Genomic DNA, 13,436 nt, shown 5'->3' on the forward strand with positions numbered 1-13,436 from the left:
GAAGAAAATGTATTCAATTGATTGACAATAAACGGACACCCTACAATAATATCTTTGAGGATTTTCCTGGTTCCAGGAGGTGTCCGTTTATTCCCGGTAGGGCTGTCCGTTTTCGCCGGAATCCGCAATTATTACAGAGCAGAAATATTATGGGTATATATCGAGATGATTTAAATCTGCCAGAGAGGTACTGTATATTTCAATTTGATGGTGAGGAGCTTAAGAACATATACAGTGGAGAAACACCATATAAGGTTGAGACATGCTTGGAAGGGCCCGATTTTCAGGATGCTTTAGAAGGTCTATTTACTCTTAATTACTTCAAAGATATTAAAGACCCAAATCCTGAAAATCAGGATATCTATGGAATTCCCTCATAATTACCTATAATTTTGTAGGATTCTTTGATTCTAATTTGATCCTGGATAATATCTCATTCTGATACTGAATGGTCTCATAGAATAGACCCAGGTGATTCCTGTAATGATTTATTACTTGATTCAGTCTCAATAATTCTTCTCTGTATTCGGCTTTGGTCATATAAGTCTCCTATTGATTTGATAGGAGTAATAAAGATCGTCTGGATCTGCTGCTTCAAAGATCTTTATTTTTTTTAAAAAAAAAGAAGTAGGCTTCGCCAGTATTATATAAAGGACTCATACTTCGTCCACTTTTAGGTAATACTGGATTGTGGTTCTAGGAAACTCCCAGGCTTTCGGCAATTTTTCTTTGTGTTGATCTAAGGGGAAGCACTTTTCCCTTAGAACCCTTTCTAAGATCAGATGCTATGCATCTTCGGCTGCGCCCTCTGTATTTTCCTCTTGATATGAGGCGAAACCTAAAGGATTTCTTCTATTTCATTATGAGGAAAATAGAAAGCAAGATAAATAGCGTATTACAACTGCCCCTAATTCCTTATTATATATATGTTTAATTGTATTACTCAATGATTATTGTATTACGGGAGGGCTATAAGTGATTACATGATATGATTTTATATGTATTACGGATGAAGTTTAAAAATTGTAATAAATATCTCGGTATTCTTAACTTTATATAACATAACTATTTAGCTCTGTATTACATTGTAACACAGAGCTAATGGGTCTAATGACCGTTTATTATCTGTTCTGTGTTGGTTCTTTCGTTTTGATAAAAGCAACAATATGGATAATTAAAGGATTTGATAAACCTGAGGAAGAGTAAGATAAGTACACTAAACGTTAAACGTAGAGACTTCTTATAATGGCGTTTCTGTCTATTTAGAGGGGATCAGTCTTTTCCCCTGGCTGCCTTGCCTTCGATGTACCCGGAATACCAGGACATCCCATCTGCATCTGATGGAGCCTTAGACGGTGCGCTTTCCTTACCGGCCTTAAATCCTAGATCCCAGTCATCATTTGTAATGGTAACAAGCATCTGACGTTTCCCTTCTTTTTTCAGTTTATCCCTATACTCTCTTTGTCTCTCTGCTGATGTCTTTGCCATAAACTTCCCTTTGTTCGTTACTAGTAACATTTTATCATTTCGTTATTAGTAACGCAAGAGGGAATATGATATAATCACCTCTGATTGCCATATTGTGGAGTTTTTTTATGGATAAAGAAAAAATTGATAATGCAGCTCTCGCCCTATTATCAATAACACTACATGATGAGTTTCGAGCATGGAAACAACTTGATTGGGATATACTGAATAGATTATATGAAAAAGGATTCATACTTGATCCTGTTGGAAAATCAAAATCTGTTGTATTCACGGAGGCAGGATTATTGAGAGCCAAGGAATTATTTGATGATCTATTTTCAAAATAGTCCCTGGTGGATGTTCTTTCTCTTATCGATAGAGATGAACATGGAGCATTCTGGATATAACTGCTGATAATTATCTGTTCAGTCTACTTTAAGAAAGTATGACTTTAATAACAGTGCATGTCAATTAAGAAGTTCATACCCTAAATTATTCTCAAAAGTAGAATCAACTATGAGAGCAACAATAATGAACTCGACTGTAAAGGAACGACCTTAATAGAGAACTTTCTGAATTTGGATTATCCTGAGAGAATGAAGCATGTATTGAAATTATTTGATACACGAGGCATTGAAAATTGTAATTTTATTTTTAGTCCTTTTTGACTGGTACAGTGCGGTATCTGAATTCTTAATCAGTTTTGAGGGCGCCGTTCCGCATTTATAGATTGAGACTCCAAAACTTACACTGAGAGGCAAGTTCGATTTGACAATCTGATCATTCGAAGTAAATTCATTTTGAATTCCCTCACAATAAGTTATGACTTGCTTCATCGTGGTGTTTTTAAACATAATACTAAATTCATCACCACCATAACGGAATGGGATGCCACCATTACAATTCATTTTTAGAATTGAACTAAACAAGAGAAGACAATGATCTCCTTCAAGATGTCCAAAATTATCATTAAGGAGTTTGAAATTGTCAAGATCTATCATTACAAAAATATACTTATTATTACAAGAATCATTCTCCATATCCTCCATTGCATTCCTAAACGCAACGCGATTGTTAAGTCCTGTCAATTCATCTATTTGAGAGAACTCTATTAGCTTAGTTTTCTCTCTCTCCTTTTTTAGAAAGGCTACATTTCTTTCTTTTTCGAAAGAAATGACAACTAAACTTACGAAATAAAAGGATATTAGGATAAATAATGAGATCAGGAAATTACTGAAATTTATACCATTATCTAAAACACTTATTTTGTCCTCATCCCACAGAAATATTAAATCTGAAGAGATAATAGACATCAATGATAATATAGCTGTAAGGGTTGTTAACCTATAATTACCATAAATTGTCGTCAATAGAATAGAAAGAGAGAATATAAAATATAGAGAAAGAAACGCACTATGAACCATATAAACAACAAAGAAAATGAAGACTAGAGATAAAGAAACAGTAGTTTTTTTTGTTTCCTGAGATATTCGGTTTGAACGCATTACTTTAAATTCTATAAATAAGCATAATACATTTACAGAACTTGGTATAATAAGGAACTTCATTAGATACAGTGGTATCGTTGTGTTTATCTCATCTGTATAGTACAGAATGATCCCAATAAGACATTCAAGAACAAAGACAAGCAAAACAACAACAATCGTTCCCTGGTAATGCAGGTTTAACCAATTATTATCAATTTCATTGTGCTCTTTCTTCATGTCATTTAAAAATGAAATTTCCATTATTATCCTTTAGAAGAAGACTTCTTTATATATAAAGCTCCATAAATACTAAAATATATATCACTAATTTTAGAACACCTATATGTTTTTTCTACCAAAGAGAGAGGAGAAGAAATATATGGGTGTTCATCTCTCTTTGAGATACATAATCCCTTTGCGGTTAGCCCTACTTAATAAAACTAGTCTTGGCATATATTGTTATTGACAAATAACTTTATATGGTTAACATAGATTAACAAAAAAACATAGAACTAAGAGGTAATTATGAAACGCAATGGATTTAAATTTATACTCACATCACTAATACTGATGCCCCTGTACCTGTTTGCTGGAGGCCAAAAAGAGGAGACTACTCCTTTAAAAGAGATCAATATTTCTTATGTAAAATCTCCTTTTAATCTGCAGGTAATGGTTATGAAAGAGAAGGAGCTTTTAGAAAAGGAATTTGCTCCTGATAAAATAACTATCAAATGGCACGAAATTACTTCCGGAGCCAAACAGGCCGAAGCCATGGCTGCTGGATCTCTGGACATAGCATCTGTTATGAATACTGCATCTGTAACCATTGCCAATGCAGCTGGTAACAATGTGGATATTATTGATGCGGTCAGTCGTCCTATAGATACATTTACAATAATGACAGGAGAAAATGGGCCCTTAAATGTGAAAGATCTGAGTGGAAAAACTGTTGCAGGTCCAAAAGGAACAGTACTACACCAGCTTTTGGAATCGGTAATTCAAAAAGAAGGACTTCACGATGTCAAACTTGTTTCAATGGGACTACCCCAGGCACAGACAGCCCTTTTGGCAGGAAAAGTTGATGCAGCCCTTTTGGCAGGAGCTCTGGTTCTAAAAACTCAGGATGCGGGCGGACAGGTTCTGACTACCAGCGAGGGATATGTACAGCCTCTTCTTGTCAGTGTATCTCCCCGATCTTTCGTTGAAGCCCACCCTGGTGTTATTACAAGATATAAAAAAATACAGAGTCAGGCCTACGACTTCATTATAAACAGCCAGGATGAATCCCTAGCCATAGGAGCAGCTCAGCAAGATCTTTCCCCCGACTATGCTCTAGACCTTTACAAACGTAGCGGTATTGCCAACAACTTCGTAAAGGCAGATGAAGAAGGCCTCCTCAAGGATATCCTATTCCTTCAAGACTTAGGTATGATAGAGGGCGCAGTGACTCCTCACGACCTGATAAGCGAGTTACTGGATGTTCAATAAATTTCTAAATATCCCTCTCATCCTTAAAGATCAGAGGGATACAGTATCTATCACTTGGGATCAGCTTTACGGATACTGCGGACCCACTCAGGTGATAGCCACTGCCCTTGCCTACCGGATTTTTGAACAGGCATTTCGAGAACTCAGCCCCACAGAAACACCCAGACGTGATGAAATAGGCGTATTAACTGCTTTCCCCGGCAGGGGGATACTGGAGTGTATTGAATTAATAACAAGGCTTCCAAGTCTGGCTGCCCATCGTCTTGAAGTGAACCCTCATTCTGGACCCCAAGAAGCCCCAATAGCTTATATCGGACGATTCTATTTTGAAGTGCAAATCAAAAATTCCCGCAAAAGTTTCCTACCTGTACCAGGGCATTTTGATGATGAATTCCGTCATCAGGTAAGCTCCTGTCAAAATAGGGAATTAAACGAGAAGGAATACAAGGATTATATGTCCTACAAGTGGGAGAAAGCACAATCCATCCTCAACTACGAAGAAGACTTATTTATGACAGAATCCATTCCTTCCCGTTCTCTCGCCCCCAAGGGGAAACCCCAATGGTACGGGCTAAAAGACTATGCAGATCTCCACAAATAAAATGGTCCCTTTTCTAAGGGCATCAGCAGTAAAATTGCTGATGCCCAGTCTTATATTACTTTTATGGACAGCAGCATCCTACTGGGAATGGGTCCACCCGTACCTGCTACCATCGCCCTTAAAAGTATTGAATGCAGCATGGAGCCTGCTTATACGAGGAGAATTGCTAAAGCATCTGGGAGTAAGCTTAAAGCGGGTATTGTGCGGGTTTGCCCTTACAATGAGTATAGCCTTTCCATTAAGCATTCTCATTCATTTCCTAGGATGGTTAAAGAACCTTCTTAAGGGGTCATTGGAATTCCTTCGATCGATCCCTCCTCTATCAGCAATACCTCTTCTAATCCTCTGGTTTGGTATCGGAGAAGCCTCTAAAACGGCTATAATTGTTATGGCTTCATTTTTCCCAATTTTCCTGAATGTACTAAGTGGACTTGAGAATGTGGATGAATGCTGGAAGGAACTGTCCGACTCTATCCAACTTAAAAAATCAGACTACTTGAAAAACATACTGATTCCCTCTGCCCTGCCGTCGATTCTAACTGGAATACAACTGGGTATCAGCTATAGTTGGCGGGCCCTCATGGGCGCAGAGATGATTGCTGCTGCTTCGGGGGTTGGATATTTGATATTGGATTCTCAGGAAATGGGACGAATAGACCGTGTCTTTGTTGGAATTATAACCCTAGGTATCTGCGGTATTATCCTAGATCACTTTCTCATGAGGATGTTTAATAACTGGATACCCTGGAAAAACCTTGAGGAGGGACAAAGATGGTAGCACCTCGATTGGCCTTGAAAAATTTGACCAAAGAGTATGATTTAAAGGGTAACAAAATCAAAGCTGTTAATTCTGTTAGCCTTGAACTTCCTCCTGGCAAAATCACAGCTCTTGTTGGAGACAGCGGATGCGGGAAAACAACCCTTCTAAGAATATTGGCTGGTTTATTAGAACCTGATGAGGGTGAAATACACACAATACCAGATGGAGTCAGAGCCGGGGTAGTTTTTCAAGACTCCAGGCTTCTTCCCTGGAAGACAGTAGAGGAAAACCTGCTCCTTTCCCTAAAAAGAACTCAATATCCACCCTTAGATAAGACAAAAAGAGATGAGAGGGTCGATGAAGCCTTAGGCTTGGTACAGTTAAATGAATGGAAGAACAGTTATCCTCGGGAACTCTCAGGCGGAATGGCTCAGAGAATCAGTCTGGCCAGAGCTCTTTGTCAGAAGAAAGGATTCCTGCTAATGGACGAACCTTTTTCTGCCCTAGACGCATTAAGTAGAGAGAAACTACAGTTTGAGTTAAAAGCAATACAACAAAAAATGGGTAATACTGTTCTATTTATTACTCATGATATTTCTGAGGCCATTTTTCTTGCGGACAAAGTTTGTGTTATGAAGTTGGGTCAAATTACCGGAGTAGTTCAAAGCAATGGTAAAAACCATGATGAGATTTCTCATCAGATCCACAAATTACTTGGGTTCAGGAAGATCTAGAAAAGAAACTGACGATCTTGAAACACAAACAACTGATATCTATTCAACTGAAACTTAGTATGATAAGGGTTTTTCGACAAACATTAGTAAGTATGAAGCAGTAATTCATTTATTGAGAGATATTCATATAAATAATGATTACTTCGTTGCCAATAAATAATATTTAAAATAACTTAAATCTACTTCTGATAACATTATCATCCTATTGATATACAAAAAATCATATTTTATAAAATATGGTAATTTAAAAATAATTTAAGTAAGGTCGATTAAAAAAATGTTTACTCCTAGTTACTCAATCCATGATCTTGTGGAAACAATTATTGTTATCCTTAATACACGAGATCCCTATACCTTCGAACATTCTTGGAGAGTCTCTGCTCTTAGTGAGGCCATTTCCAGAGAGATGAATGTTCCCAATGAATACAAAGAGTCCATTCATATGGCAGCACACCTCCATGATATTGGAAAAATTGGAATTCCTGATTATATACTTAACAAGACGGGTAAACTTACGAATGTCGAATATGAAAAAATGAAAGGCCATTCGGAAATAGGATATGAGATTGTCTATGGTATTGAAAACCTGAAAGAAATTGCACTTTATGTACGTCATCATCACGAACGATGGGATGGAAAGGGATATCCAAGTGGTTTAAGTGGGAAGGATATTCCTTTTGGTGCTAGAATTATAGCTGTTGCCGATACATTTGATGCAATTACGAGCCACCGGACTTACAGCAAAGAAAGAAGCTATGATTGGGCATATGAAGAGATTAAGGCTTCCTCTGGAACTCAACTTTGTCCAGAAATATGTGATTCATTTTTGGATTTAAAAGATGATATCCCTATAATTCTCGAAGAAGCTAATAATGAGATTATCCAGAGAGTTGCTAGCAAAAAGAAGTCTTTACATTATTAGAATATAGAAACAATATCTTTTCCCTTTTGGAATTACTTCCAATCAATAGAGATCTTCTTATGAGATTTTGCACAGTCTGTAAGATATAGATTAATTAATTGCTGATATTTCAATCCTGTCTCATTTGCAAGATCTTTGAAGTATTCTACTGTCCCCTGGTCAAGACGAATGCTAATTTTCTGTTTCAGTTTTTCCGCATAGGGATTATTAACCGCATTACTAAAATCATAATTATCTCTCATTTTTCACCCTCCATATGATTGGCTTTCTGTAGTTGTTGCTTTTCGTGCAGATATAATTCTGACTGTTTCTCCTGGTTCTCGATAACAATGACAAACAACTAGTATCCGCAGAGATTTTGACAAGCCCATTCTGAAAATGAATCGATCCTCATTTTCAGAATGGTCTGGATCATGAATAACTAAAGCGTTAGGGTCATAGAAGCATGTTTGGGCTTCCGCAAAACCAATTTTATGTTTTTTCTGATTAGTGTTATTTTTCTTTTCATCCCAGTCAAAAGATATGTGATCCATAACTTTATTGTATGCACAAAGTATTCGTTTTGCAATACTGCTTTCTTCTTTTAGAGCTTCTGATAACCCCTTTTCTGTCTATTCCAAATCTAGTTTTATTATATAAGTGTCAATTAAGACTTATATAACTATTAAATAATAGTTGATTCTAAATTAAATGAGTGTTATATTATTCTGATATAAGTTTATTAAACAGAAAAGGACAGCAGTTATGATTAAAATAGCTTTCCATGTACAAAAAGGTGGAACAGGGAAAACTACCACGACTGGTAATATAGGTTTTGAAATGGCTAAGAGTAGTCGTGTTTTAATGGTTGATGGAGATCCTCAGGGAAATTTGACCAGTTGGTATTGTCCTGAAGGAATTAGTTATGATCTAGCAGATGTTCTGCAAGAAAAGATCCCTTTAAAGCAAGCTATCCAACCAATCGCAGGTATTAGTAATCTTGATATTCTGGGGACTATTGCAATCGATGGAGAACTAAAGGAATGGTCGGAGACCAAACTATCAGGAGAAATGTATGCTTTTCATGATCTACTTGATCAGATTAAAGAGCTAGGGTATGACGCAGTTATCTTTGATCTTTCTCCTGGAATGTCTTTATTAGAGAGATCTATTCTTTCTGTTATGGATGAAATAATACCTGTTATTGCTTCAGAGTTCTTCTCTCTTGATGGTATTGAAATCGCAGAGAATGAGCTGCAGAAAATACGGAAAAAAATGCGTGGGAATTTTAAAGCAGACCGTTTAGTAATAAACAGACTTAATAAATCATATTCAAGTCACAGAGGTATATTAGAAGAATTAGAGAAGTTAGACTATCAAACTTATGTTATTGGTCAAAGTACTGGAATAAGTGATGCAGTACTAAACCGTATGTCTTTATCAGAATATGATAATGAGAATAAAAACTTAGAAGAATATAATAGGCTTGTAACTGATCTTATGGGAGTTCGATAAGATGGCAACGCGTAGAAAACCTGTTAGTGAAGTAATTGCAAAGGATTTTGAATCAAGAGGGATTCGAAAACCTTCACCTCAACCAGTACAAGAGAACATGAAAACGAGAACATTTCAGATGAAAAACACTGAATATGAAGCATTGAGAAAACATTTTTCCGAAGACCTGGGAATGAAAATAGGGCAAGGGATCAGATATGCCCTTCATAAGTATCTTAAAGAGAATGTTGAATAACTCCTCATTTCAACTAAAAAGATTGATCAGAGAGCCAATATGAGCGATAAAAACAAGAATATTTCCTTTGTCCCTGTCCCTTTTATTTTTTGCCCACTTCCAGTTAGAGACCCGAAAGACAATGAGTGGTCAAGAGAAACTGGGAATTCATCAATGATTCTTACATCTTCTAAAGGAATCCCTTTCGGTAAATGGGGAAGAATAAGCCTAACACTTCTAATTACCGAAGCTTTGCGTACAGGTAACAAAGAATTAGCAATAGGAAGAGTTGGAGAAGTATTAAAATCTGTTGGGCAATCTGTTACAGGGGGGAAATCAGGTTCAATAACAAGAATTACTAATCAAATGAACCGTATTGGACATACATATATGAGCTTTGACAACAATTTATCGGATGGTAATATTCAGGGCATAAAATCTATAAATGTTGGGATTGCTGATGAATTAGAACTTTATTGGTCTAATTCACAGGGCGAGGGGCATGAGCTTCAAAATTTTCTTTTTGAGAATAGAATTCTTTTATCTGATCGCTTCTATGAACTAATTGAAAAACATTCAACTCCAATTGATCTTGACTGTTATACATCAATGAATCCTCTTGAGCAGGATGTATATAGTTGGTTAGTAAGAAGAATGTATACTCTAAGAAAACCAGCATTAGTTAAATGGGATCACCTATATACACAATTTGGAGAAAATATAACTCCTACGGCGAAGCCAAGATTTCGAGAACGCTTCAAAAAGGCTTTGTATGATGTGACACAAAGAAGTTATCATGAAGCAAAAATAAGTGTAGAAAATGAAGGTATTCGTTTATACCCATCACCTTTATCAATTAAAAATGAAGGCAGATTGATCACTTAGGGTAGATCTCAAACTGTAATGTTATAACTTTTATGCGTTAATACTATACCACCTATATGGTGGTATAGGTGGTATAGTACTACCTTTGAGAACAGTTCAGGATTGTGGATAAAAAAAGTTATTAACGCATAAAAGTTATAATATATTGTGACTTTTACGCATAGAAGTTATAAATCTACGCATAAAAGTTATAACCCCTTATAAAGGAATACATGTATTACATGTAATTATAAACAAGTAGTAGTAAGATTTTTAACTTGTGCATAGTTTCTAACAACATTAGAAATTTATATAAATTTCATACTTTTGGTTGATTTCAATAAACAGTCATCTCATTCATCATCACATCAGGACTGCCGATAACCGACCTTCTGTCGACCCTCTGACGGATAGTAGGGGGTTATATTAACTTCAATACTATCCTGATTATATATTGTTTTTTAAATATCCTGATGTATATCAGATTCTGTGCGGATATGCATCAGGATATTTTTCTCTGTGAAGTATAGGGAGTTGCACTACTGGTGTGGCAATGCGGCGGATGAATAAAGTAGAAAATTAGGACAATTTTGTTTCTCAGAGATAGCTTAAAATTTCGTTGAGAAGAAAAGTAACTTTAAAATGGACACTCGATAGCTGCTGATTTCTTTGCTATTAGTTTGTTGTTTATTTATTCTACTTGAGGATATAACACTCTAGGTGTATTTTGAATATATGCCAGAGAATAAGAAGACTACAAAAGAAAAACAAGCTGAGCTTTATCAATGGTATATAAAGGTTCGCGATGATTACAAAGCATCATATCGTTCTCAGACGAATCAATATGATAAATACTTAATTACACTAGCTTCTGGATCTTTTGGTATCAGCTTTGCATTTGTCGACAGCTTCTTACCTAAGGTAATAAAAAATCCAGTTTTATTACCTTTAGCTTGGGCTGCATTTGCACTCTGTATCTTATTATCTCTCATTGCTTTCTTAGTAGGAGTGAAAGCTTTTGAAACACAGATAAAACTACATGATGTTGAATATCAAAGAATGAAAGATAGAATTGATGGAAAATCAGAAGTTGTCACTTCAACAGAAGCTCGCCGTAAAGGTAAATCCAATAATATTTTTTCTGAAGTTGTTAAAGAACTCAGTATTATAACTATGAGCCTTTATGCTACCGGGAATATCTTACTAATTGTTTTTGTATTTATAAATTTTAAATAGAAGGAGTCATTATGTCAGAAGATAAAAATCAAAGGCCACCAAAACAACAACCACAGCGAAAAGTTCCACATCAAGATGGATGGAATCAACGGATCCAAAATGATCGGTCAGAAAAATCTATAAATGATGGAAAGCAACCTAGACCTGCTGAAGCACCTTTGGATAGGGAGAGTCCACCTCCTTCTGATGATTAGGTTGTACAAATATAATACTGAAATTTGAACAATATCTGGTTGCAAATAACCTTAAGAAGATAAATCTCAATAAATCATTTTATTTAATAAAATTTTAGAAACATCACCCTTTTGGTTGATTCCTAAAAAAGTTATCATTATTCACAATTATTTCAAAAGCACTGATAAACGAATTTCTGTTTTTCACTCAGATTATATATTTTTTAAGACGCATATAGACTTTAAATTATTACAGTGTGATAGTAATAAGTATGAATTATCAAATAGAGGTTTTCTTATGAAGGTACTATCTTTCCTTACGTCAGATGCAGCAACTGATTCATTTGGCAAGCTAAATATTTTAGGGGCATTTGATACTATACAAATGAAACAGATCCCTGCGATACATCCAGTGATGAGTATTTCTCTAAGAATACTTTTTGAACATGATGAAGTAGGAGATCATCATTTCACTCTAAAATTTCTAACTCCTGAAAAAAAAGATGTGGTACCACCACTTGAGGGAGATATCAACATCACTAAAATTAAAGAAACACACATTCCATCAACAATAAATCTTATCTTCAATATGAATAATGTTAATTTCTCAACATTAGGGACTTATGAACTACAGGTAATTATTTCTGGAAAAATTATCGATCGATTAAACATCTATGCTGTAAGAGCGGAATAAGTTGCTATGGCAGAGTTGACTCATAAGGTGTACTACCTAACAGGAGATGAACTTCCCAAATTAACACGAGCTGCAAAGAACAACGATTTTGATGTATTCCTGTTTTGTTTGGGAATCGCGATTCCTACAGGAATTAATCTTTTTGCAGCGACAGGATTTTTCTTATATATAAATTTGGGGGCGTTGTGCGTATCATTCGGATTTGGAATCCATGCTTTTTTGGCTAGCAAGGAAGTCGAGGACTTTGATACAATCATAAATGAGATTACTTCTAGAGCTGATACTATTACAACCACAACAAGCATTATGTCGTCAACTCAAAAAGGAATGACTGATAGCTATACAGCATTCAATAGAAATACTTAACACCACCCCTGAAAACCGCTTCCGATAAAGTTCTATTCTGTCTACAACCACACTTTTGTTTACTTAACAGAGAAAGCCCTGAAATTACGGATCCGGCGTATTATATTTAAAGATCTGACGATGTGAAAGGAAATGAGGTGGAGCCTTATGATCGGGGCTTTTCCACTCCCAGGAGCATTATTAGGGTACCGCTTTATGCTGTACCCTTTTTTTGGCTTCAATGCTGGCCTCTGGCTGCATTTTCTGAACGGTCGAAGGTATAAGAGTCCATGAGGCTTACTCCTCTTCAGCAGAGCGATTCTTGATGAATCTGCCTTTATTAAACTATCCAGATGATGATCACTACTATGATCGTTAGAACTTGGAGTACTTGAGCCGCTCTCCCATAGTTAAAATATTTATTCTCTGAATGCTCAATATAAAATCCTGTTTTATCCAGGAACCTGTCATGAGACCAGAAACTCTCACTAACAAAGCCCTTTGATTCACAAAAGGGTATTACCTTAAAGAGATATATTCCCCACCCAACAATCAATGGAGATAGTATAAGAAAAAGAATCATATCTATAGTTCCTTCATATTTTCAATAACTTCTCCCATCATACCAGATTCAGTGAAAAAACAGAAAACAAGACACCCCAGTTAAAAAGTGCCTCGTGGCACTTTTTAACTGGATGAGCATAGTGTCATAATGCAACCATGCGTTCATTATTGAATAATTTTGGTTGAGAAAGTACAATGTTTGATTGTTATTTTTTAAAGAGGCGTATGTATGAAGTTGAAAGTTATCATGGAAGTTGAGCGATTATTGCGGAATCCGGATGATACCGGACACCTATTCCGGACATAACCGGACACTCATTCCGGGTTTTACCGGACAGCAATTCCGGGAATAAACGGACAGTTTTAGCCCAGACTCCGGAATGAAATATTCCT

The 13,436-nt window shown here is 36.0% G+C and carries 19 protein-coding genes; 14 read left to right on the forward strand and 5 right to left on the reverse strand.

Translation table 11 applies throughout. From position 1 onward, the window contains the following. Window positions 1-380: hypothetical protein (locus DV872_RS27050; protein WP_216664449.1), on the forward strand; the 380-nt coding region annotated here is incomplete at its 5' end. A 4-nt stretch (window positions 381-384) separates the two neighbouring features. On the opposite strand, the gene DV872_RS26730 is transcribed toward DV872_RS27050, so the two are convergent. Then, a complete protein-coding gene (locus DV872_RS26730) occupies window positions 385-540 on the reverse strand; it encodes a hypothetical protein (protein ID WP_158547174.1) in 156 nt (51 codons plus the stop codon). A 732-nt stretch (window positions 541-1,272) separates the two neighbouring features. Beyond that, complete coding sequence (locus DV872_RS24730) at window positions 1,273-1,488, reverse strand: hypothetical protein (protein ID WP_114632650.1); 216 nt, start codon at window positions 1,486-1,488, stop codon at window positions 1,273-1,275. 107 nt (window positions 1,489-1,595) lie between these two features. On the opposite strand from DV872_RS24730, the gene DV872_RS24735 reads away from it, so the two are divergent. Further along, the gene (locus tag DV872_RS24735; protein WP_114632651.1) at window positions 1,596-1,814 is read left to right on the forward strand and encodes a DUF6429 family protein; all 219 of its coding nucleotides are present in this window, start codon (window positions 1,596-1,598) and stop codon (window positions 1,812-1,814) included. 267 nt (window positions 1,815-2,081) lie between these two features. Here DV872_RS24735 and DV872_RS24740 read toward each other — a convergent pair whose 3' ends face one another. Further along, complete coding sequence (locus DV872_RS24740; protein ID WP_114632652.1) at window positions 2,082-3,215, reverse strand: GGDEF domain-containing protein; 1,134 nt, start codon at window positions 3,213-3,215, stop codon at window positions 2,082-2,084. A gap of 264 nt (window positions 3,216-3,479) precedes the next feature. On the opposite strand from DV872_RS24740, the gene DV872_RS24745 reads away from it, so the two are divergent. The 5 genes from DV872_RS24745 to DV872_RS24765 all read left to right on the forward strand — a co-directional run bounded on the left by DV872_RS24745 (window position 3,480) and on the right by DV872_RS24765 (window position 7,459). Then, complete coding sequence (locus DV872_RS24745; RefSeq protein ID WP_114632653.1) at window positions 3,480-4,442, forward strand: ABC transporter substrate-binding protein; 963 nt, start codon at window positions 3,480-3,482, stop codon at window positions 4,440-4,442. Beyond that, entirely contained in the window at window positions 4,432-5,043 is a 612-nt protein-coding gene (locus tag DV872_RS24750) for a hypothetical protein (protein ID WP_114632654.1), read from the forward strand. Before DV872_RS24745 ends, DV872_RS24750 begins: the two co-directional genes overlap by 11 nt. A gap of 40 nt (window positions 5,044-5,083) precedes the next feature. Further along, on the forward strand, window positions 5,084-5,821 hold the full coding sequence (locus tag DV872_RS24755; RefSeq protein WP_233516451.1) for an ABC transporter permease: 738 nt from the start codon (window positions 5,084-5,086) through the stop codon (window positions 5,819-5,821). An 8-nt stretch (window positions 5,822-5,829) separates the two neighbouring features. After that, window positions 5,830-6,537, forward strand: coding sequence for an ABC transporter ATP-binding protein (locus DV872_RS24760; RefSeq protein ID WP_158547175.1), 708 nt, complete (start codon window positions 5,830-5,832; stop codon window positions 6,535-6,537). Between the two features lie 277 nt (window positions 6,538-6,814). Beyond that, window positions 6,815-7,459, forward strand: coding sequence for an HD-GYP domain-containing protein (locus DV872_RS24765; RefSeq protein ID WP_114632656.1), 645 nt, complete (start codon window positions 6,815-6,817; stop codon window positions 7,457-7,459). A 32-nt stretch (window positions 7,460-7,491) separates the two neighbouring features. Here DV872_RS24765 and DV872_RS24770 read toward each other — a convergent pair whose 3' ends face one another. After that, entirely contained in the window at window positions 7,492-7,701 is a 210-nt protein-coding gene (locus tag DV872_RS24770; RefSeq protein ID WP_114632657.1) for a BrnA antitoxin family protein, read from the reverse strand. Window positions 7,702-7,704: 3 nt separating this feature from the next. Then, on the reverse strand, window positions 7,705-7,992 hold the full coding sequence (locus DV872_RS24775) for a BrnT family toxin (protein WP_114632658.1): 288 nt from the start codon (window positions 7,990-7,992) through the stop codon (window positions 7,705-7,707). A 211-nt stretch (window positions 7,993-8,203) separates the two neighbouring features. Here DV872_RS24775 and DV872_RS24780 point away from each other — a divergent pair, with 211 nt between their 5' ends. The 7 genes from DV872_RS24780 (at window position 8,204) to DV872_RS24810 (ending at window position 12,500) form a co-directional block, all read left to right on the forward strand. Beyond that, window positions 8,204-8,953, forward strand: coding sequence for a ParA family protein (locus DV872_RS24780; protein WP_114632659.1), 750 nt, complete (start codon window positions 8,204-8,206; stop codon window positions 8,951-8,953). A gap of 1 nt (window position 8,954) precedes the next feature. Continuing rightward, complete coding sequence (locus DV872_RS24785) at window positions 8,955-9,188, forward strand: hypothetical protein (protein WP_114632660.1); 234 nt, start codon at window positions 8,955-8,957, stop codon at window positions 9,186-9,188. Between the two features lie 39 nt (window positions 9,189-9,227). Beyond that, complete coding sequence (locus DV872_RS24790) at window positions 9,228-10,052, forward strand: replication protein RepA (RefSeq protein ID WP_114632661.1); 825 nt, start codon at window positions 9,228-9,230, stop codon at window positions 10,050-10,052. Window positions 10,053-10,766: 714 nt separating this feature from the next. Continuing rightward, window positions 10,767-11,267: a hypothetical protein gene (locus DV872_RS24795; RefSeq protein ID WP_114632662.1), complete on the forward strand. Its 501-nt coding sequence runs from the start codon at window positions 10,767-10,769 to the stop codon at window positions 11,265-11,267. A gap of 11 nt (window positions 11,268-11,278) precedes the next feature. Next, the gene (locus DV872_RS24800; RefSeq protein WP_114632663.1) at window positions 11,279-11,461 is read left to right on the forward strand and encodes a hypothetical protein; all 183 of its coding nucleotides are present in this window, start codon (window positions 11,279-11,281) and stop codon (window positions 11,459-11,461) included. A 277-nt stretch (window positions 11,462-11,738) separates the two neighbouring features. Beyond that, window positions 11,739-12,134 carry a hypothetical protein gene (locus tag DV872_RS24805; protein WP_114632664.1) on the forward strand — a complete coding sequence of 132 codons (396 nt, stop codon included), beginning with the start codon at window positions 11,739-11,741 and terminating at the stop codon, window positions 12,132-12,134. A 6-nt stretch (window positions 12,135-12,140) separates the two neighbouring features. Further along, window positions 12,141-12,500 (forward strand): hypothetical protein, encoded by a 360-nt coding sequence (locus DV872_RS24810; protein WP_114632665.1) that lies wholly within the window; start codon window positions 12,141-12,143, stop codon window positions 12,498-12,500. Window positions 12,501-13,436: the final 936 nt, after the last annotated feature.

It is taken from the genome of Oceanispirochaeta sp. M1, assembly GCF_003346715.1.
GTDB lineage: Bacteria > Spirochaetota > Spirochaetia > DSM-2461 > DSM-2461 > Oceanispirochaeta.

Bases quoted from the DNA above. Each gene is read 5' to 3' on its own strand.
- DV872_RS26730 (WP_158547174.1), bottom strand. From the start codon at position 540: ATGACCAAAGCCGAATACAGAGAAGAATTATTGAGACTGAATCAAGTA.
- DV872_RS24730 (WP_114632650.1), bottom strand. From the start codon at position 1,488: ATGGCAAAGACATCAGCAGAGAGACAAAGAGAGTATAGGGATAAACTG.
- DV872_RS24735 (WP_114632651.1), top strand. From the start codon at position 1,596: ATGGATAAAGAAAAAATTGATAATGCAGCTCTCGCCCTATTATCAATA.
- DV872_RS24740 (WP_114632652.1), bottom strand. From the start codon at position 3,215: ATGGAAATTTCATTTTTAAATGACATGAAGAAAGAGCACAATGAAATT.
- DV872_RS24745 (WP_114632653.1), top strand. From the start codon at position 3,480: ATGAAACGCAATGGATTTAAATTTATACTCACATCACTAATACTGATG.
- DV872_RS24750 (WP_114632654.1), top strand. From the start codon at position 4,432: ATGTTCAATAAATTTCTAAATATCCCTCTCATCCTTAAAGATCAGAGG.
- DV872_RS24755 (WP_233516451.1), top strand. From the start codon at position 5,084: ATGCCCAGTCTTATATTACTTTTATGGACAGCAGCATCCTACTGGGAA.
- DV872_RS24765 (WP_114632656.1), top strand. From the start codon at position 6,815: ATGTTTACTCCTAGTTACTCAATCCATGATCTTGTGGAAACAATTATT.
- DV872_RS24770 (WP_114632657.1), bottom strand. From the start codon at position 7,701: ATGAGAGATAATTATGATTTTAGTAATGCGGTTAATAATCCCTATGCG.
- DV872_RS24775 (WP_114632658.1), bottom strand. From the start codon at position 7,992: ATGGATCACATATCTTTTGACTGGGATGAAAAGAAAAATAACACTAAT.
- DV872_RS24780 (WP_114632659.1), top strand. From the start codon at position 8,204: ATGATTAAAATAGCTTTCCATGTACAAAAAGGTGGAACAGGGAAAACT.
- DV872_RS24785 (WP_114632660.1), top strand. From the start codon at position 8,955: ATGGCAACGCGTAGAAAACCTGTTAGTGAAGTAATTGCAAAGGATTTT.
- DV872_RS24790 (WP_114632661.1), top strand. From the start codon at position 9,228: ATGAGCGATAAAAACAAGAATATTTCCTTTGTCCCTGTCCCTTTTATT.
- DV872_RS24795 (WP_114632662.1), top strand. From the start codon at position 10,767: ATGCCAGAGAATAAGAAGACTACAAAAGAAAAACAAGCTGAGCTTTAT.
- DV872_RS24800 (WP_114632663.1), top strand. From the start codon at position 11,279: ATGTCAGAAGATAAAAATCAAAGGCCACCAAAACAACAACCACAGCGA.
- DV872_RS24805 (WP_114632664.1), top strand. From the start codon at position 11,739: ATGAAGGTACTATCTTTCCTTACGTCAGATGCAGCAACTGATTCATTT.
- DV872_RS24810 (WP_114632665.1), top strand. From the start codon at position 12,141: ATGGCAGAGTTGACTCATAAGGTGTACTACCTAACAGGAGATGAACTT.